General features: G+C 65.4%; 16 protein-coding genes. 10 read left to right on the forward strand and 6 right to left on the reverse strand.

The genetic code is table 11. The features are described 5' to 3' along the window. Nucleotides 1-6: 6 nt before the first annotated feature. From ACZ1A1_RS06115 to lpxB, 9 genes are all read left to right on the forward strand, one after another. Complete coding sequence (locus ACZ1A1_RS06115; protein ID WP_463619191.1) at nt 7-753, forward strand: isoprenyl transferase; 747 nt, start codon at nt 7-9, stop codon at nt 751-753. Then, complete coding sequence (locus ACZ1A1_RS06120; RefSeq protein ID WP_463619192.1) at nt 753-1,586, forward strand: phosphatidate cytidylyltransferase; 834 nt, start codon at nt 753-755, stop codon at nt 1,584-1,586. The genes ACZ1A1_RS06115 and ACZ1A1_RS06120 overlap by 1 nt, the downstream gene beginning before the upstream one ends. Before the next feature lie 25 nt (nt 1,587-1,611). Beyond that, nucleotides 1,612-2,745 carry an RIP metalloprotease RseP gene (gene rseP, locus ACZ1A1_RS06125; protein WP_463619193.1) on the forward strand — a complete coding sequence of 378 codons (1,134 nt, stop codon included), beginning with the start codon at nt 1,612-1,614 and terminating at the stop codon, nt 2,743-2,745. Between the two features lie 237 nt (nt 2,746-2,982). Continuing rightward, the gene (gene bamA / locus ACZ1A1_RS06130; RefSeq protein ID WP_463619528.1) at nt 2,983-5,343 is read left to right on the forward strand and encodes an outer membrane protein assembly factor BamA; all 2,361 of its coding nucleotides are present in this window, start codon (nt 2,983-2,985) and stop codon (nt 5,341-5,343) included. Nucleotides 5,344-5,391: 48 nt separating this feature from the next. Next, nucleotides 5,392-6,474, forward strand: coding sequence for a UDP-3-O-(3-hydroxymyristoyl)glucosamine N-acyltransferase (gene lpxD, locus ACZ1A1_RS06135; protein WP_463619194.1), 1,083 nt, complete (start codon nt 5,392-5,394; stop codon nt 6,472-6,474). Beyond that, entirely contained in the window at nt 6,467-6,934 is a 468-nt protein-coding gene (gene fabZ / locus ACZ1A1_RS06140) for a 3-hydroxyacyl-ACP dehydratase FabZ (protein WP_313194962.1), read from the forward strand. Before lpxD ends, fabZ begins: the two co-directional genes overlap by 8 nt. Beyond that, nucleotides 6,931-7,746, forward strand: a complete 816-nt coding sequence (gene lpxA, locus ACZ1A1_RS06145) for an acyl-ACP--UDP-N-acetylglucosamine O-acyltransferase (protein ID WP_313195000.1) — start codon at nt 6,931-6,933, stop codon at nt 7,744-7,746. Before fabZ ends, lpxA begins: the two co-directional genes overlap by 4 nt. Nucleotides 7,747-7,751: 5 nt before the next feature. Beyond that, on the forward strand, nt 7,752-8,621 hold the full coding sequence (locus ACZ1A1_RS06150; protein WP_119259217.1) for an LpxI family protein: 870 nt from the start codon (nt 7,752-7,754) through the stop codon (nt 8,619-8,621). A gap of 5 nt (nt 8,622-8,626) precedes the next feature. Further along, nucleotides 8,627-9,805, forward strand: coding sequence for a lipid-A-disaccharide synthase (gene lpxB, locus ACZ1A1_RS06155; RefSeq protein WP_463619196.1), 1,179 nt, complete (start codon nt 8,627-8,629; stop codon nt 9,803-9,805). A gap of 31 nt (nt 9,806-9,836) precedes the next feature. Here the strand turns inward: lpxB and gltA are convergent, their stop codons facing one another. After that, a complete protein-coding gene (gene gltA, locus ACZ1A1_RS06160; protein ID WP_119256371.1) occupies nt 9,837-11,126 on the reverse strand; it encodes a citrate synthase in 1,290 nt (429 codons plus the stop codon). 306 nt (nt 11,127-11,432) lie between these two features. On the opposite strand from gltA, the gene ACZ1A1_RS06165 reads away from it, so the two are divergent. Further along, nucleotides 11,433-13,904 carry a ComEC/Rec2 family competence protein gene (locus tag ACZ1A1_RS06165; RefSeq protein ID WP_463619199.1) on the forward strand — a complete coding sequence of 824 codons (2,472 nt, stop codon included), beginning with the start codon at nt 11,433-11,435 and terminating at the stop codon, nt 13,902-13,904. Here the strand turns inward: ACZ1A1_RS06165 and lexA are convergent. From lexA to trpD, 5 genes are all read right to left on the reverse strand, one after another. Further along, nucleotides 13,885-14,610: a transcriptional repressor LexA gene (lexA, locus tag ACZ1A1_RS06170; protein WP_463619200.1), complete on the reverse strand. Its 726-nt coding sequence runs from the start codon at nt 14,608-14,610 to the stop codon at nt 13,885-13,887. The two genes, ACZ1A1_RS06165 and lexA, sit on opposite strands and share 20 nt — an antisense overlap. A 93-nt stretch (nt 14,611-14,703) precedes the next feature. After that, a complete protein-coding gene (locus ACZ1A1_RS06175; RefSeq protein WP_463619529.1) occupies nt 14,704-15,927 on the reverse strand; it encodes a molybdopterin molybdotransferase MoeA in 1,224 nt (407 codons plus the stop codon). Further along, nucleotides 15,927-16,421: a cyclic pyranopterin monophosphate synthase MoaC gene (gene moaC / locus ACZ1A1_RS06180; protein WP_463619530.1), complete on the reverse strand. Its 495-nt coding sequence runs from the start codon at nt 16,419-16,421 to the stop codon at nt 15,927-15,929. The genes ACZ1A1_RS06175 and moaC overlap by 1 nt, the downstream gene beginning before the upstream one ends. Then, entirely contained in the window at nt 16,421-17,236 is an 816-nt protein-coding gene (trpC, locus tag ACZ1A1_RS06185) for an indole-3-glycerol phosphate synthase TrpC (protein ID WP_313194958.1), read from the reverse strand. The genes moaC and trpC overlap by 1 nt, the downstream gene beginning before the upstream one ends. Nucleotides 17,237-17,244: 8 nt before the next feature. Then, complete coding sequence (gene trpD / locus ACZ1A1_RS06190) at nt 17,245-18,267, reverse strand: anthranilate phosphoribosyltransferase (protein WP_463619201.1); 1,023 nt, start codon at nt 18,265-18,267, stop codon at nt 17,245-17,247. Between the last annotated feature and the right edge of the window lie 10 nt (nt 18,268-18,277).

The raw sequence follows: 18,277 nt of genomic DNA on the forward strand, positions 1-18,277 counted from the left end.
TTGCCCATGAACCAGCTTTCGCCCAGCACCGTACCGGCACACGTCGCCATCATCATGGATGGCAACGGACGCTGGGCGAATGCACGCGGCCTGCCGCGCGCCATGGGGCATCGCAAGGGCGTGGAAGCCGTGCGCGAGGCCGTGAAGACGGCGGCCGAATGCGGCATTTCCTATCTCACGCTCTTCGCCTTCTCCTCGGAGAACTGGAGCCGTCCGCAAAGCGAGGTCTCCGACCTCATGGGCCTGCTGAAGACCTTCATCCGGCGTGACCTTGCCACCCTGCACAAGCAGAATGTGCGCATCCGCGTCATCGGTGACCGGACGAACCTTTCGGGCGATATCCTGCCGCTTCTCCTGGAGGCGGAGGAGACCACGCGCGCCAATACCGGCATCACGCTGGTGATCGCCTTCAATTACGGTGCGCGCGACGAAATCGCCCGCGCCGTGCAGCGCCTTGCCAGGGAGGTCGCGACCGGTCGGCTCGATCCGGCGGCGATCACGTCCGAGCGTATCACCGCCTCTCTCGATACCGCCGGCATTCCCGATCCCGACCTTGTCATCCGCACCAGCGGGGAGGAAAGGCTGTCGAATTTCCTGCTCTGGCAGGCCGCCTATGCCGAGCTCATGTTCGTTCCCGAATTCTGGCCCGATTTTTCGCGTGAGACCTTCATCGCCGCGCTTTCCCGCTATGCCATGCGGGAGCGCCGGTTCGGCGGGCTCCAGCCTGCCGCCACCCTTGCAACAGGTTCGTGATGCAGAGTGAACTGCGCCTGCGCATCCTTTCCGGCATCGTCCTTGCCATCGTCGTGCTCGCTGCAACCTGGTTCGGCGGGCTTGCCTTCCGCGTGCTGGCGGCCGCCATCGGCCTTCTCGTCTATTACGAATGGTCGACGATGACGCGGCTCGCCGAAAGGGACTTCCGCGCCAACGCCTTCGGCTGGCTTTCCGTCGCGCTAGTCGCCGCGCTCGTCGTCTTCGCCTTCGATGACCTCGCGCTGCCGGTGCTTCTCGGGGCGGCCGTGCTCGCGATCGTCTATGCGCTGGCAAGCCAGGGGAGCCACTGGCTTGCGGGCGGCGTCGCCTATTCCGGCCTCACGGTGATTTCGCTTGCCGCGATCCGCGGCGATACCGCGCACGGCTTTGCGGCCATGCTCTTCATCTTCGCCGTCGTGTGGGCGACGGACATCCTTGCCTATTTCGTCGGCCGTGCCATCGGCGGGCCGAAGCTCGCGCCGTCGATCTCGCCGGGCAAGACCTGGTCGGGCGCCATCGGCGGGGCGATCTCGGCCGTGATCGCCGGCACGCTGCTGCACATGGCCTTCTTCTCGCTGGACGGGCTCTGGGTGCCGGTCATCGCGCTGGTGCTTTCGGTCTTCAGCCAGATCGGCGACCTCTTCGAATCCTTCATCAAGCGCCGCTTCGGCGTGAAGGACTCAAGCCGCCTCATTCCGGGACATGGCGGCGTCATGGACCGGGTCGACGGCCTTGTTTTCGCCTGCTTCGCCGCGTTCCTCATTGCGCTCGGCGATGCCGTCGTTTCGGGCGCCGCGAACACGCCCGCGGGCGTCATTCTTTTCGGCCCGTGACGGCCAGGGACTTGGGACTGGAACAATGGAAATGCTGGCTGGCTCCCTTGGTTTCTTGACGGGCTATATCGTTCCGTTCCTGCTCGTGCTGACGCTAATCGTCTTCGTGCACGAGATGGGTCACTATCTTGCCGGCCGCTGGTCGGGCATCGGCATCACGGCCTTTTCCGTGGGCTTCGGGCCGGAGCTCTTCGGCTTCACAGACCGGCACGGCACGCGCTGGAAGCTCTCCGCCATTCCGCTCGGCGGCTATGTGAAGTTCCTCGGCGACGACGATCCGGCATCGATCCCGGATTACAAGTCGGTTGCCGGGCTGCCGGAGGAGGTGCGCAAGCGCACGTTCCTCGGCGCGGCCCTGTGGAAGAGGGCCGTCACCGTCGCCGCCGGCCCGATCGCCAATTTCGTCCTCGCCATCGCCATTTTCGCGGTGATGTTCGCCATTTACGGTCGCCAGGTCGCCGATCCGGTGGTGGCCGAAGTCCGCCCCGACAGCGCGGCGGCGGAGGCGGGCGTCCAGCCCGGCGATCTTCTCGTCGCGCTGGACGGAATGCCCGTCACCACCTTCGATGACGTCCGCCGCTATGTCAGCGTGCGTCCCGAGCTCAAGATCACAGTCACCGTGCGGCGCGCCGGCGCGGACCTCGACCTGCCGATGGTGCCCAAGCGCACCGAGATCACCGACCAGTTCGGCAACAAGGTCGAGCTGGGCCTGATCGGCATCGTCACCAACCAGGAGGCCGGCAATTTCCGGATCGTGGAGTACGGGCCGATCGAGGCGGTCGGGCAGGGCGTCGTGCAGAGCTGGCATATCGTGACGGGCACGTTCGACTACATCTCGAACCTTCTGACGGGGCGCATGAAGGCCGATCAGCTCGGCGGGCCGATCCGCGTGGCGCAGGCTTCCGGCCAGATGGCGACGCTCGGTGTTGCCGCATTGCTGCAGCTTGCCGCGGTCCTCTCTGTTTCCATTGGACTTTTGAACCTGATGCCCGTGCCGGTACTTGATGGCGGCCACCTGATGTTCTATGCGGTGGAGGCTGTCCGAGGCAGGCCTGTCGGCCCCGGGGCGCAGGAGATCGCATTCCGCATCGGCATGGCGCTGGTGCTCATGCTGATGGTCTTTGCGACCTGGAACGACATATCCATGCTGCTCGGATGAGGAGCCGGCATTGCCGGACGGGATTGGAATCAAGGGGAGCCGCATCGTCGAGGCAGTCGCGCTAACGGTCTGTTTACCGTGTTCAAAAGCAATTAGTGGCCTTCGGGCCACGGTTTGAATTGAAGTAAACAGAAATTAACGCGTGACCTTGCTTGTATGGCAAAAGCGGTTAAAACGGCAAACGTGTCCGGAATCGGGCATGCCTGCCGGGCGATGAAACGAAGGTAAGTTGTGAAGATGAAAGCTGGTTCAAACTTTTTGAACGCCGTGTCTGCCGTTGCACTGTCGGCGAGTCTGGTTGTCACGGGCGGCTCTGTTGCCACGCTGGTTTCTGCCACTGCTGCCCAGGCGGCCGTCGTCCGGAACATTCAGGTTCAGGGTGCCGATCGCGTCAGCGCCGAAACGGTCAAGGCGAACCTTGCGATCAAGCCCGGCAAGGCCTTCTCCAATGCCGACATCGACGACTCGGTGCGCCGCCTCTATGCGACCGGTTACTTCTCGGATGTTCGGATCTCGGTTTCCGGCGGCACGCTTGTCGTGGTCGTCAATGAAAACCAGTTGATCAACGAAGTCGTCATCAACGGCAACCGCAAGATCAAGGACGACAAGCTGCAGGGCGTCATCCGCTCGCGCTCGCTCGGCCCGTACAACGAGACGACGATCGAGGCCGACAAGCAGGCGATCCGCGATGCCTATGCTGCGATCGGCCGTAGCGACGCCACCGTCACGACGCAGACCTATCCGCTCGGCAACGGTCGCGTGAACCTTGCCTTCGTCGTCGATGAAGGCGATCGCACGAAGATCTCGCAGATCAATTTCGTCGGCAACCAGGCCTACAGCAATGGCCGCCTGCGTTCCGTCATCCTGACCAAGAAGTCGAACTTCCTGTCGTTCCTGACCCGCAAGGACGTCTATAGCGAGGAAAAGCTGCGCGCCGACGAAGAGGCGCTGCGCCAGTTCTACTTCAACAACGGCTATGCCGACTTCCGCGTCGTTTCCTCGGAAGCCAACCTCGACGAGGCTTCGAACGAATATGTCGTGACCTTCACGGTCGAGGAAGGCCAGCGCTACAACTTCGGCGACGTGAACGTCGAATCGACGGTCGAAGGCCTCGACTCCGACGAGCTGAAGGGTCTCATCGAATCCCGTCCGGGCAAAATCTACCGCGCCAAGGACGTCCAGGAGACGATGTCCGAAATCTCGCAGCGCGTCGCCGCGAAGGGCTATCCGTTCGCCCGCGTCACGCCGCGCGGCAACCGTGACCTCGGCAATGGCACGATCGCCGTCGACTACCTCGTCGACCAGGGCGAGCGCGCCTATGTCGAGCGCATCGAGATCCGCGGCAACACCCGCACGCGCGACTACGTCATCCGCCGCGAGTTCGATATCGGTGAAGGCGATGCCTTCAACCAGGAAGTCGTCACGCGCGCCAAGCGCCGCCTCGAGGCTCTCGGCTACTTCTCTACCGTCAACATCACGACGGCACCCGGCAGCGAAGCCGACCGTGTCGTCCTGATCGTCGACGTTCAGGACCAGTCGACCGGTTCGTTCGGCATCGGCGCCGGTTACGAGACGGGCAGCAAGGGTGGCTTCAAGCTCGAAGCCTCCATCGAAGAAAAGAACTTCCTCGGTCGCGGCCAGTATATTCGCCTCGCTGCCGGCGGCGGCAAGGACTCGCGTGACTACAGCCTGTCCTTCACGGAGCCGTATTTCCTCGGCTATCGCCTTGCCGCAGGCTTCGATGTCTTCAAGAACGAGGATGACAGTGAAGATTTCTACAATGTCGATTCGACCGGCTTTTCTCTGCGTGTAACGGCGCCGATCACAGAAGATTTGTCGACGACGTTCAAGTACAATTATACGCAACTGAAGTACAAAACCGCTCTCGATAGGACTGATCCTCTTGATTTGGCGAAGCTCTCGACGCCTTATTGGGATGTTATCCGTGATGACCCTTGGGTTCGTTCCTCGATCTCGCACACTTTGACCTTCGACACGATCGATGATCGCACGTTGCCGCGCGACGGTATCTTTGCGCAGGTTACGCAGGAGTTTGCCGGTCTCGGTGGAGATTCGGATTACTACAAGATTTCTGGTAAGGCTCGTTACTTCCACACAATCCTGGAAGACGCCGATGTCGTCGGCTCGCTTGCGGTTAGTGGTGGACATGTATGGGGTACGGGCAACGGTGGTAGCCTGAACGTGTTCGATCAGTTCAACCTGTCGGCCTCGGAGCTGCGCGGCTTTGAATCCAATGGCATCGGTCCGCGGGCGACCGCGACGGGTGACGCGCTCGGTGGTACGACCTACTTCACGGCCTCTGCTGAAGCATCTTTCCCGCTGCCGTTGGTCCCGCGTGATTCGGGCTTCCGTGGCGCGATCTTCGCAGATGCCGGTACGCTCTATGGCAACAAGACGAGGACTCTTGCCGGCGATCTCGTCAAGGGCACCGACATGAGCCTGCGCGCCTCCGTCGGCGCCAGCATCATCTGGGCTTCTCCGTTCGGTCCGCTGCGGTTCGACTACGCGGTTCCGATCAAGAAGGAAGAGTTCGACGAGGTCCAGCGCTTCAAGTTCGGCATCGCGACCCAGTTCTGACGTATCGCGTCCAGAACCGTGAGACCATGAACGTTCTGGAGTGCCACGATGGAGCATAACTGGTTCTTTCCGCCCCATGACGGCATTCGTCTGGGAGACCTGGCGGTAACGCTTGGGGCGGAGCTTGCCGATGCTGCGCATGCCGATCGTGTCGTGCGCAGTGTATCGCCCGTCGGTCGGGCGAAGGACGGCGATCTCTGCTATATCCTTTCCCGCAAGATGCGCGCCGAGCTCGAGACGAGCGAGGCGACGGCGATCCTTTGCGATCGCGCGCTGGTTTCGCTGATACCGGCGCATATCGCCGTTCTGGTATCCACGCGCCCGCATACCGCTTTCGCCATCGCCGGTGAGCTGCTGCACCCGGCCGCCATGCGTCCGGAGGCGATGACCTCGGCTGCGGGCGGCGTTGCCGCCGGCGCCTATGTCGATCCGACGGCGCGGCTTGAGCCCGACGTGACGGTCGAGCCCATGGCGGTGATCGGCAAGGGAGCGGAGATCGGCGAGGGCACGCAGATCGGGCCGGGCGCCATCATCGGGCCGGGTGTCAGGATCGGTCGCAACTGTACGATTGCCGCCGGTGCGACCGTGCAGTGCGCGCTCGTCGGCAACAATGTCATCATCCATCCCGGCGCCCGCATCGGCCAGGACGGCTTCGGCTATGCGCCGGGCCTCAAGCCGGGCATGATCAAGATCGTCCAGATCGGCCGCGTCATCATCCAGGACCATGTCGAGATCGGCGCGAACACGACGATCGACCGCGGCACGATGGACGACACGGTGATCGGCGAGGGCACCAAGATCGACAACCAGGTCCAGGTCGGCCACAATGTGCGCATCGGCCGGCATTGCGGCATCGTCAGCAAGGTCGGCATTGCCGGCAGCACGCGGATCGGCGACGGCGTGATGATCGGCGGCGCCTCAGGCATCAACGGCCATATCAGCATCGGCGACGGCGTGCAGATCGCCGCGATGAGCGGCGTGGTGGGCGATATTCCCCCCGGCGAGAAATATGGCGGCATTCCCGCGCGTCCCATGCGCGATTTCCTGCGCGACGTGGCGGAGATGGCCATGCGCGCCAATGCCCGTGAAAAGGGCGCCCGTGAAAAGAAGAAGGGTGGCAAGGATGAGTGACGAGACCAAGACAACGCTCGGCGTGGCCGACCTGCGCGAGATCCTGAAGCTTCTTCCCCATCGCTATCCTTTTCTGATGGTCGACAAGATCATCGAGATCGACGGTGACGATTCGGCGATCGGCATCAAGAACGTCACGGTGAACGAGCCCCATTTCATGGGCCATTTCCCCGACCATCCGATCATGCCGGGCGTGCTGCTCGTCGAGGGCATGGCCCAGACAGCCGGCGCGATCTGCGCCCGCAAGGCCGGTACCGGCTCGAACCTCGTCTACTTCATGACGATCGACAATGCCCGCTTCCGCAGGCCGGTCGTGCCGGGGGACCGCGTGGAATTCCACGTCACCAAGCAGAAGCAGCGCGGCAATATCTGGAAGTTTCACTGCGACGCAAAAGTTGATGGGCAACTTGCCGCCGAAGCTGATATCGGCGCGATGATCGTGAAAAAGGAAGATGCCTGAAAATGATTGCCGCCAGTGCGAAGATCCATCCGCTCTCCGTCGTAGAGGACGGGGCGGTCATCGGTGAGAACGTCGTCGTCGGTCCCTTCTGCCATGTCGGGTCCAAGGCCGTTCTCAAGGATGATGTGGAGCTTCTGACGCATGTGGTGGTGACGGGACGCACCGTCATCGGCCGCGGCACGCGCATCTTCCCCAATGCCGTCATCGGCGGTGATCCGCAGAGCGTGCATCACGACGGCGCCGAGACGACGCTCGATGTGGGCGAGATGTGCGTGATCCGCGAAGGCGTGACGATGAATGCCGGCACCACCGAAGGCGGTGGCAGGACGATCGTCGGCAATCACAATCTCTTCCTCGCCAATTCGCATGTCGCGCACGACTGCATTCTCGGCGACCACATCATCCTGTCGAACAACGTCATGCTGGCGGGCCATGTGAAGGTCGAGGATCGCGTCATTCTCGGCGGCGGCTCGGCGGTGCACCAGTTCACCCGCATCGGCCGCCAGGCCTTCATCGGTGGCCTTTCGGCCGTGTCCTACGACGTCATCCCCTATGGCATGCTGAACGGCAATCCCGGAATCCTGGGCGGCCTCAATGTCGTCGGCATGGCGCGTGCGGGCATGGAAAAGGCGACGATCCACGAGGTCCGCCGCGCCTTCAAGCAGATTTTCGAGGGCGAGGGCTCCATCCGCGTCAATGCGGCGGCCATCCGCGATGAATACGCGAACAGCGTTCCCGTCATGCAGATCCTCGATTTCATCGCGGCCGAAAGCGACCGCGCGCTTTCTTCTCCCAACCGGGGCAAGGGCTGAGCGGCATGGCTGAGAGCCGGCCCGAAGCGCGCGACCGGCTGGCCATCATCGCCGGCGGCGGCATGCTGCCGCGCTATGTCGCGGATGCGGCCCGCGCGCGGGGGGAAAGCCCCTATATCCTCGCTCTCACCAACGAATCGGGCGAGGACTGGTCGGGCTTCGACCATGAGGTCATTTCCATCGGGAACTATGCCGGCATCGGCAATGCCTTTCGCCGGCACGGCATCGGCCGCGCCGTGCTGTCGGGCTGGGTGCGTCGCCGGCCGGAATGGCGCGATATCCATGCCCCCTTCAAGGCGCTGCTCGCCGTGCCGTCCGTGGTCCGCACGCTGCTGAAGGGCGGTGACGACGCCGTTCTGAAGATGGTCATCCGGCTGATCGAGTCGGAAGGTGTGCGGGTCGTCGGCGCGCATGAAATCGTGCCCGATCTTCTCGGCAGCGAGGGGCCGCTCGGCGGCATTAAGCCGGATGCGGCGGCCGAGGCGGACATCACGGCCGCGGCCATGGCTGCGCTGGCGCTCGGCCGGCTCGATGTTGGGCAGGGCGCCGTTGCCGTCGGCGGCCGCGTGGTGGCCCTGGAAGGCGCCGAGGGCACGGACGGCATGCTGGAACGCGTGGCGCAGCTTCGCGCCGCCGGGCGTATTTCGCAGCGCCGCAGGGGCGTTCTCGTCAAGCTCTGCAAGCCGGGGCAGGATCTGAGGGCCGACCTGCCGTCGATCGGCCTCGAAACGCTGCGGCGGGCGAAGGAGGCGGGACTTGCCGGCATCGCCGTCGAGGCGGGCCGCTCGCTGATCCTGGAACGCGAGGCGCTTGTCGCGGAGGCGGATGCCGGCGGTCTCTTCGTGACGGGCATCCTGCCGGAAAGATCGGAGTGAAGGCAATGACCGCAGAAACGATCAAGGTCGGCGTCATCGCCGGGGAAGTTTCCGGAGACCTTCTCGGCGGCGACCTGATCGCGGCGCTGCGCACGGCCCATGGCGGCAGGATCGAGCTCGTCGGCGTCGGCGGGGAGGCGCTGGAGCGTCAGGGGCTGAAATCGCTGTTCGATTTCTCCGAGCTCTCCATCATGGGCATTTCGCAGGTGCTGAAGCGCCTGCCGTCGCTGCTGCGCCGCATCCGCCAGACGGCGGACGCGCTTATCGCAGCCCGGCCGGATCTGCTGGTCATCATCGACAGCCCGGATTTCACCCATCGTGTCGCACGGCGCGTGCGCAAGGCCTTGCCGGATCTTCCGGTGGTCAACTATGTCTGCCCCAGCGTCTGGGCTTGGAAGGAAGAGCGGGCGCCGCGCATGCGCGCCTATGTCGACCGCGTGCTGGCGCTGCTGCCTTTCGAGCCGGCGGCGATGGAGCGGCTCGGCGGCCCGGCCACCACCTATGTCGGCCACCGGCTGATCGGCGACGCGGATGTCCAGCGGGTGCGCGCGGCGCGCCTTGGGCGGAGTACCGGCGAGACCGGCGGGGAGACCTGCCTGCTGCTGCCCGGCTCGCGCAGCACGGAGATCAGCCGGCTGCTGCCGGTCTTCGGGCAGATGGCGGCGGAGCTTTCAACGCGGCACGCCGGCATGCGCTTTCTCCTGCCCACCGTGCCGCGGCAGGAAGCGCTGGTCCGGCGCCTGACGGCGGACTGGCCGAACCCGCCGCAGATCACAATAACGACGGAAGAGAAGTGGCGGGCCTTCGCCGACGCCGATGCGGCGATCGCCGCATCGGGAACGGTCATCCTGGAGCTCGCGCTTGCCCGCGTGCCGGTCGTCTCCACCTACCGCTTCGACTGGATCGCCAATATCTTCCTGCGCAGGGTGAAGGTCTGGACGGCCGCCATTCCCAACCTCATCGCCGACTATGCCGTCGTGCCGGAATATCTCAACGAGCAGGTGCGTCCGGGCGTCCTGACGCGCTGGTTCGAGCGGCTTTCCGCCGACACGACGGAGCGGCGCGCCATGCTCGAAGGCTACGACCTCGTCCACGCGCGCATGCAGACGGAGCGGTCGCCCGGAGAGACCGGCGCGGCGGTGATCCTCGATCTTCTCGCAACAAAAAAGCCCGGTCGAACCTAACCGGGCTTTTTTTGTCTGGGTTTCGCTGCGATCAGCGCTTGGAGACCGGCACGTAGTCGCGCTTGGGTTCGCCGATATAGAGCTGGCGCGGACGGCCGATGCGCTGTTCCGGGTCCTCGATCATCTCGTTCCACTGGGCGATCCAGCCGACCGTGCGGGCGAGGGCGAAGAGCACCGTGAACATGGTGGTGGGGAAGCCGAGCGCCTTCAGCGTGATGCCGGAATAGAAGTCGATGTTCGGATAGAGCTTCTTCTCGACGAAGTAGTCGTCCGTCAGCGCGATGCGCTCGAGCTCCATCGCGACTTCCAGCATCGGGTCGTCCTTGATGCCGAGCTCGCCGAGAACCTCGTGCGTCGTCTTCTGCATGATGCGGGCGCGCGGGTCGTAGTTCTTGTAGACGCGGTGGCCGAAGCCCATCAGGCGGAACGGGTCGTTCTTGTCCTTGGCCTTGGCGATATATTCCGGGATTCGGTCCACGGAACCGATTTCGGCCAGCATGTTGAGCGCCGCTTCGTTCGCACCGCCATGGGCAGGGCCCCAGAGGCAGGCGATGCCGGCCGCGATACAGGCAAAGGGATTGGCGCCCGAGGAGCCGGCGAGGCGAACGGTCGAGGTCGAGGCGTTCTGCTCGTGGTCGGCATGCAGGATGAAGATGCGGTCCATCGCGCGCGAGAGAACCGGGTTCGCGGTGTATTCCTCGCACGGAACGGCAAAGCACATGCGCAGGAAGTTCGACGCATAGTCGAGGTCGTTCTTCGGGTAAACGAAGGGCTGGCCGATATGGTACTTGAAGGCCATGGCGGCAATGGTCGGCATCTTGGCGATCATGCGCAGCGAAGCGACCATGCGCTGGTGCGGATCGGTGATGTCGGTCGAGTCGTGGTAGAAGGCCGAGAGCGCGCCGACGACGCCGCACATGACGGCCATCGGGTGGGCGTCGCGGCGGAAGCCGGTGAAGAACTTCGACATCTGCTCGTGCACCATGGTGTGGTGCGTGACGCGGTAGTCGAAATCGTCCTTCTGCGCCTTGGTCGGCAGTTCGCCGTAGAGCAGCAGGTAGCAGACCTCGAGGAAGTCGCCGTGCTCGGCGAGCTGCTCGATCGGGTAGCCGCGGTGCAGCAGCACGCCTTCGTCACCGTCGATATAGGTGATCTTCGATTCGCAGGATGCCGTGGAGGTGAAACCGGGGTCGTAGGTGAAGGTACCGGTATTCTTGTACAGCGTGCCGATGTCGATCACATCGGGGCCGATCGTACCGGACCGGGTGGGCAATTCGACTGACTTGCCACCGACCGATACATCCGCGCTTGTTCCTGTCATAACGATCCTCCGTTGTTTCCGATGGTGGCACGAGGCCTGTGCCGACCCATGAACATGCTCGTTTTGCTAGCCCATTCCACCGCCTCTGCCAAGCACGACGAAAGGTAAATTGTGCATTGCGGAAACAGGCTTTCCGGCAACGCAATATCTACCCTTTCCATGAAGTTGCAAGCAACTTTTGAGGGTGCTTTTCGGATTATGGAGGGAGCATCCTTTCTGTCTGGCTTAGCATTTTGCAAGCCTACTGCCGATTGAAGATTTCCCTGTTCGATTGCATGATGGGCGAGGGGAAGCGGGGCCGATGCCATGGCCGAGGGGAAAGTCGCGGAACGGAAGGAGACGCCGGAGGTCTATGCCTTTCGGTTGGCCGTCGACGACGGCGCCTTGCCGGGTCCGGCGGCGGAAAGGCCACGCCTTCGTCTGCGGCTTGCTTCCTTCTTCCGAAAGATGCGCCGGCTTCTGGCGGAACTGGGCGGCGAGCGGGCCGTCACGGAAGCCTTCGCTGCCGAGCGGGCCTATGGGCACTTCTTCCTCTTCGTTCCCGTCTTTCTCGGAATAGGGGCGGCGCTCTGGTATGTTGCTGCAACCGATCCGCCGCTGCATGCCATGGTCCTTTCGGCCTGCGTCACGATCTGGCCCGCCTGGCGGCTGCGGCATCGGGAGGATTGGGCGGCGCTTGCCGCCGCGGCCGCCTTCCTCATCCCCACGGGCATGCTCTTCGCGGCCATCGAAAGCGCCCGGCTCGACACGGTCATGCTGGATGCGCCGGTGACGACGGATGTCGTCGGCCGGGTGCTGTCGCGCGAGAGCGACGAGCGCGGCGCGATCCGCTATCGCATCGCGGTCGAAGCCACCCGCGATCCGGCGTTGAAGCGCGCGCCCGGCGTCGTGACCATGCTGGCGCGGATGAAGCATGCACCGGTCCCGATCGGCAGCGGCATCGAGGGGCGGGGGCGGATCAGTCCGCCGTCGGGGCCGGCGCTTGTCGGCCTCAACGATTTCGCTTTCGATGCCTATTTTGCCGGCAACGGCGCCGTCGGCTATTTCTATCGCGCGCCGGTCGCCTTGGCGGGCGGCGAGGCCGGATGGGACGTCAGGATCCTGCAGGAGATCGCGATCTGGCGGGACAACCTCACCGAGCATATTCGGGGCCGTATCGGCGGCGATGCGGGGGCGATCGCCGCGGCGCTGGTGACGGCCGAGCAGCGGGCGATCAGCCCGGATACGGTGGAGGCGCTGCGGCAGGCCGGGCTTGCCCATGTGCTCGCCATTTCCGGCCTCAACATGGTGCTCGCCGCCGGCACCTTCCTCGTCGGCGCGCGCATGGCGATGGCGCTCGTTCCGGGCTTTGCCGAGCGCTATCCGGCAAAGAAGATCGCCGCCGTCGGGGCGCTTGTCATGGTGACGCTCTATATCCTCGTCTCGGGCGGCGCCATCTCGGCGGTACGCTCGTGGATCATGATCTGCGTGATGCTCATCGCCGTGCTTTTCGGCCGCTCGGCGATCAGCCTGCGCAATGTGGCGATCTCGGCGATCCTCATCCTGGCGGTGACGCCCTCGGCCGTCACCAATCCGGGTTTCCAGATGTCCTATGCGGCAACGCTCGGCCTCGTGGCGGGCTATGCGGCCTGGCGCGAGCGGCCGGTCCGGCGTGAGAGCCGGGGAGGGCCGTTCCAGCTCTTCGGTGGTTCGGTCGGGCGTTTCCTCGGCGGACTGCTTCTCTCCTCGATGATCGGCAGCCTTTCCACGCTGATCTATTCCATCGGCCATTTCCATCGCATTCCCGCCTACGGGCTCGCCGGAAACCTGCTCGCCATGCCGGTGATCAGCGCCATCGTCATGCCGTTCGGCATGATGGCGGTGCTGCTCATGCCCTTCGGGCTCGACGCCATTCCCTTCGCCATCATGGGCAAGGGCATAGACTGGATGATCGCGCTGTCGAAATGGGTGGCCGGCTGGGAAGGGGAGATCGTCATCGGCCGCATCCCGCCGCTCGCCTTCCTGCTGATCGGCGTCGGCGGCGGCCTGCTCTGCATCCTGCGCACGCGGCTGCGCCATGCCGGAACGGCGCTCGTCCTCGTCGGGATCGGCGTTGCCTGCTGGCCGGAGGGACGCCCGCACCCGGAGGTGCTGGTATCGGAGGACGGCCGCCTCGTCGCCTTCCTCAGCGAGGGCAAGGTGGCAGCAAACCGCACGCGCCCGCCAGGCTTCATCTACGACCAGTGGCGAAGGGCACTCCGGCTCGGTGAGCTCGTGAAACCGGACATGCGGACGACCGCTGGCCTGACGATCGAACAGGTGAAAGAAGAACCGGCCGATACGTCACCGCAAAGGCGCCCGCGCCGGAAGGCCGACCGCGGGAAGGCGGAGGCCGCCTTGATCGCGGCGCTGGAGATGGCCGAACGGAAAAACGGCTTCGTCTGCGAAAGGAAAGCCTTCTGCGCCGCCGTCTCGCCGAGCGGCTGGCGGATCGTTACACTGGAGGACACCGCCTTCCTGGGGCTTGCCTGCGACGGGGCCGACCTCGTCGTCGTGCCCTTCGCCCTCCGGCTCGATGCCTGCCGCTCTGGTGCAAGGCTCGTCACCGCGCGGCACCTGAGGAGGACCGGCGCCCTCGAAATCCGGCCGGCGGCGGATTTAGGCTCCGAGGCGCTCGGCGATGCGGAGTTCGCGGGAGCCGTCGAAACGCTCGACCGCCCCTGGTCCCGGCACCGCACCTACGACTGGCGCACCGACCGTTTCGAAACGGACGCGCCGCTCAGTGATAGCGGCGAATAAGGCCGACCAGCTTGCCCTGGACCTTGACGCGGTCGGGGCCGAAGATGCGGGTCTCGTAGGCGGGATTGGCGGCTTCGAGCGCGATGGAGGCGCCCTTGCGGCGGAAGCGTTTCAGCGTCGCCTCCTCGTCGTCGACCAGCGCCACGATGATCTCGCCCGGATTGGCGCTGGTGGTGCTGCGGATGATGACCGTGTCGCCGTCCAGAATGCCGGCCTCGATCATCGAATCGCCCTTGACCTCCAGCGCATAGTGATCGCCGTTGCCGATCATCTCGGCCGGGACGGTGACGTCATGCGTGTTGTTCTGGATGGCGGAGATCGGTACGCCGGCGGCGATGCGGCCCATGACGGGCACCGAGACGGAAGAGGCCATCTCGGCCTGCGGCGCGGTGCGCTGTGGCGGGGCGGCGGCCGGCGCGGGCTGCTTGCCGCGGCTGCCTTCGATGACGGCGGGGGAAAAGCCGCGCCGGGGCTGGAGGCTGGGCGAATAGGCTTCCGGCAGCTTGATGACCTCGAGCGCCCGGGCCCGGTTCGGCAGCCGGCGGATGAAGCCGCGTTCCTCGAGCGCCGTGATAAGGCGATGGATGCCGGACTTGGAGGCAAGGTCCAGCGCATCCTTCATCTCGTCGAAGGACGGCGGAATGCCCGATTCCTTCATACGCTCATGGATGAACAGCAGGAGTTCCTGTTGTTTGCGCGTCAGCATGGCATCCCCATCGAGAATCGTGAAACAAATCCAGAACAGACACTATCTGTTCCATATGTGTTCCGCAAGGGGCCGCTGAAACAATAATGCCGCTCAGGCTGCGGGCTCGCGCAGGAGGAGGACGTCGCAGGGGGTGCCGGCGTTAGCGGCGGGCGCGTGCGGCGCGCGGATCAGCAGCCCTTCGGATTCGGCGAAGATCTTCATCATCGAGGAATCCTGCTTGTCAAAGGGTGTGACGAGGAGCTCGCCGGCCGGGCCGCGGGCGATGCGGGCGCGGACATAGTCCTGCCGATGGTCGTTCTCGCGGAGCGGCACGGCGGCGATCGCCTCGTGCCGGCGGCTCTTCGGCAGCAGGTGGGCGAGGCGGCGGACCAGCGGCTCCAGGAAGAGCAGCGAGCAGACCATGCTGGAGACGGGATTGCCGGGCAGGCCGACGAACTGAACCGGGCCGAGCCGGCCGACCATCAGCGGCTTTCCGGGCCGCATGGCGATGCGCCAGAAATCGAGCTCCATGCCGGCCTCGCCGAGCACCGGCTGGACGAGGTCGAAATCGCCGACGGAGGCGCCGCCCAGCGTCACCAGCACGTCGATGTCGAGCGACAGGGCATTGCGCACCGCTTCGAGGATAGCCTGCTTGTCGTCGCCGACAATGCCGAGATCGACGATCTCCGCGCCGGCCTCGCGGGCGATAGCCGAGACGCCGTAGGTGTTGGAGGCGATGATCTGGCTTGCGCCGGGGGATGCGCCGGGCGGCACGAGCTCGTCGCCGGTCGCCAGGACCGCGACGCGCGGGCGGGCATAGACGGCCAGCGCCGCATGGTTCATCGCGGCGGCGACGGTCAGGCGGCCGGGATCGAGCACGTCGCCGGCGTGCAGCACGATATCGCCTTCGAAGAAATCCTGGCCCCGCGGGCGGATATGGCGGCCCTTCGGCGTGAGGAAGGTGGTGCGGATGCGGCCGTCTTCCAGCCGTTCCGCGTCTTCCTGCAGGAGAACCGTGTCAGCGAAAGCGGGCAAGGGGGCGCCGGTGAAGATGCGCACGGCCTCGCCCGGACCTGCCGTTCCCTCGAAGGCATGGCCGGCGGCGGAGGTGCCGGCGATCTTGAGGACGGAACCGAGTTCGGCGATGTCCTCATGGCGGACGGCATAGCCGTCCATGGCGGAATTGTCGAAAGGCGGCTGGGTGAGGCGGGCGGCGACGTCCTCGGCGAGCACACGGCCCGCGGCCTCGTGGAGGCGCACCGTCTCCGTCCGTTGCACGGGCCTTGCCGCGGAAAGCAGGCGGCCGAGGGCATCGGAAACGGGCAGGAGGGACATCATGCGTCTCCGCGCTTGTAGTCGCCGGAGCGGCCGCCGGATTTTTCGCGCAGGCGCACGCCGCCGATCTCCATCTCCCGGTCGGCGGCCTTGGCCATGTCGTAGATGGTGAGGCAGGCGACGCTGACGGCCGTCAGCGCCTCCATCTCGACGCCGGTGCGGCCGGTGAGCTTCGCCATTGCCTCGATGCGCAGGCCCGGAAGCGTGCGGTCCTCGCGAATGTCCACGGCGACCTTTGTCAGCATCAGCGGGTGGCAGAGGGGAATGAGGTTCGACGTCTGCTTGGCGGCCATGATGCCGGCAAGACGCGCCGTGCCGATCACGTCGCCCTTCTTCGCGTCACCCTTGAGGATGAGGTCGAGCGTCGCCGGGGCCATGCGCACGAAGCCTTCGGCGACGGCGACGCGCACCGTCTCGGCCTTGTCGCCGACATCCACCATGTTGGCCTCGCCGGAAGCGTCGATATGGGTGAGTGTCCGGCCGTCCCCGGCCATCATTCGGCCGCCAGCATGCCGGCCTTGCCGGTGAGGAGCGCGCGCGTGGCGGCGGTCACGTCGTCCTTGCGCATCAGGCTTTCGCCGACGAGGAAGGTGGAGATGCCGACCTTGCCGAGGCGCTCGCAGTCGGCATGGGTGAAGATGCCGCTTTCGCCGACGAGCAGCCGGTCTTCCGGCACCATGCCGGCGAGCTTTTCCGAAACGGCGAGATCCACCTCGAAGGTGCGCAGGTTCCGGTTGTTGACGCCGACGAGCTTGGATTTCAGCTTGAGCGCGCGCTCCATCTCCGCTTCGTCATGCACCTCGATCAGCACGTCCATGCCGAGCGAGAAGGCGGCGTCCTCCAGCATCTTCGCGGCATCGTCGCTGAGCGAGGCCATGATGATGAGGATGCAGTCCGCGCCCCAGGCGCGCGCTTCCAGCACCTGGTAGCTGTCGAACATGAAATCCTTGCGCAGAGCGGGCAGGGCGCAGGCCTGACGGGCGGCCGTCAGGAATTCCGGGGCGCCCTCAAAGCTCGGCGTGTCGGTGAGCACGGAAAGACAAGCCGCGCCGCCGGCCTCATAGGCCCTGGCGAGCGCCGGCGGATCGAAATCCGGCCGGATGAGGCCCTTGGAGGGGCTTGCCTTCTTGATCTCGGCGATGAGGCCGAAGCGGCCTTCGGCCTTCCGGTCCCTGAGGCTTGCGAAGAAGCCGCGCGGCGGCTCCTGGTCGCGGATGCGGGCGCGAAGCTCGGCAGGGGCGACGCGCGCCTTGGCGGCGGCGATCTCCTCCAGCTTGTAGGCTTCGATCTTCTTGAGGATGTCGGTCATGGCCAATCCTACTCCGCCTGTCCCTCGTTGGAAACCGTAACGAGACGTTCCAGCGCGGCGCTGGCGCGGCCGCTTTCCAGCGATTGCGTGGCGAGCTTCATGCCCTCCGCCAGCGTCTCCGCCTTGCCGGCAATGACCAGCGAAGCGGCGGCATTGGCGAGCGAGATGTCCCGGTAGGGCATGTGCGCGCCGCCCAGCACCGAGAGGAGGGCGGCGGCATTGTGCATGCCGTCGCCGCCGCGAAGGTCGTCGAGCTTGACCTGCGAAAGGCGGAAATCGGCGGGCGTCAGCTCGAAGGTGCGGATCTTGCCGTTTTCGAGGGCGGCGACCTGCGTGGTGCCGGTCGTGGTGATCTCGTCGAGGCCCTCGCCATGCACGACCCAGATGCTTTCCGAGCCGAGATCGCGCATCACCTCGGCGATCGGCACCAGCCATTGCGGCGAGAAGACGCCGAGGAGCTGGCGCTTGACGCCGCCCGGATTGGAGAGCGGGCCGAGCAGGTTGAAGATGGTGCGCGTACCAAGCTCGACGCGCGAGGGGCCGACATGCTTCATCGCGGGATGATGGAGCTGGGCGAACATGAAGCCGAGGCCGGCATCGTGCACGCAGCGGGCGATCTCGGCCGGGCCGATATCGAGCTTCACGCCGAGGCAGGAGAGGGCGTCCGCGGTGCCCGACTTGGAGCTGAGAGCCCGGTTGCCGTGCTTGGCGACGGGAACGCCGGCGCCCGCGACGATGATCGCCGCCAGCGTCGAGATATTGTAGGTGCCCGCGCCGTCGCCGCCCGTGCCGACGATGTCGATGGCATCCGCCGGCACGTCGACCGGCAGCATGCGGGCGCGCATGGAGCCGACGGCGCCGTAGATCTCGTCCACGGTCTCGCCGCGCACGCGCAGCGCCATTAGGAAGCCGCCGATCTGCGAGGGCGTGGCGGCGCCCGACATGATGATCTCGAAGGCGCCGCGCGCCTCCTCGCGATCGAGCGTGGCGCCGGTGGCGACCTTGGCGATATAGGGTTTCAGATCGGACATGCGGTGCCTT

Source organism: Shinella sp. R2-11 (assembly GCF_055330205.1).

Coding starts and splice junctions, on each gene's coding strand:
- ACZ1A1_RS06115 (WP_463619191.1), top strand. CDS start 7: ATGAACCAGCTTTCGCCCAGCACCGTACCGGCACACGTCGCCATCATC.
- ACZ1A1_RS06120 (WP_463619192.1), top strand. CDS start 753: ATGCAGAGTGAACTGCGCCTGCGCATCCTTTCCGGCATCGTCCTTGCC.
- rseP (WP_463619193.1), top strand. CDS start 1,612: ATGGAAATGCTGGCTGGCTCCCTTGGTTTCTTGACGGGCTATATCGTT.
- bamA (WP_463619528.1), top strand. CDS start 2,983: ATGAAAGCTGGTTCAAACTTTTTGAACGCCGTGTCTGCCGTTGCACTG.
- lpxD (WP_463619194.1), top strand. CDS start 5,392: ATGGAGCATAACTGGTTCTTTCCGCCCCATGACGGCATTCGTCTGGGA.
- fabZ (WP_313194962.1), top strand. CDS start 6,467: ATGAGTGACGAGACCAAGACAACGCTCGGCGTGGCCGACCTGCGCGAG.
- ACZ1A1_RS06150 (WP_119259217.1), top strand. CDS start 7,752: ATGGCTGAGAGCCGGCCCGAAGCGCGCGACCGGCTGGCCATCATCGCC.
- lpxB (WP_463619196.1), top strand. CDS start 8,627: ATGACCGCAGAAACGATCAAGGTCGGCGTCATCGCCGGGGAAGTTTCC.
- gltA (WP_119256371.1), bottom strand. CDS start 11,126: ATGACAGGAACAAGCGCGGATGTATCGGTCGGTGGCAAGTCAGTCGAA.
- ACZ1A1_RS06165 (WP_463619199.1), top strand. CDS start 11,433: ATGGCCGAGGGGAAAGTCGCGGAACGGAAGGAGACGCCGGAGGTCTAT.
- lexA (WP_463619200.1), bottom strand. CDS start 14,610: ATGCTGACGCGCAAACAACAGGAACTCCTGCTGTTCATCCATGAGCGT.
- ACZ1A1_RS06175 (WP_463619529.1), bottom strand. CDS start 15,927: ATGTCCCTCCTGCCCGTTTCCGATGCCCTCGGCCGCCTGCTTTCCGCG.
- moaC (WP_463619530.1), bottom strand. CDS start 16,421: ATGGCCGGGGACGGCCGGACACTCACCCATATCGACGCTTCCGGCGAG.
- trpC (WP_313194958.1), bottom strand. CDS start 17,236: ATGACCGACATCCTCAAGAAGATCGAAGCCTACAAGCTGGAGGAGATC.
- trpD (WP_463619201.1), bottom strand. CDS start 18,267: ATGTCCGATCTGAAACCCTATATCGCCAAGGTCGCCACCGGCGCCACG.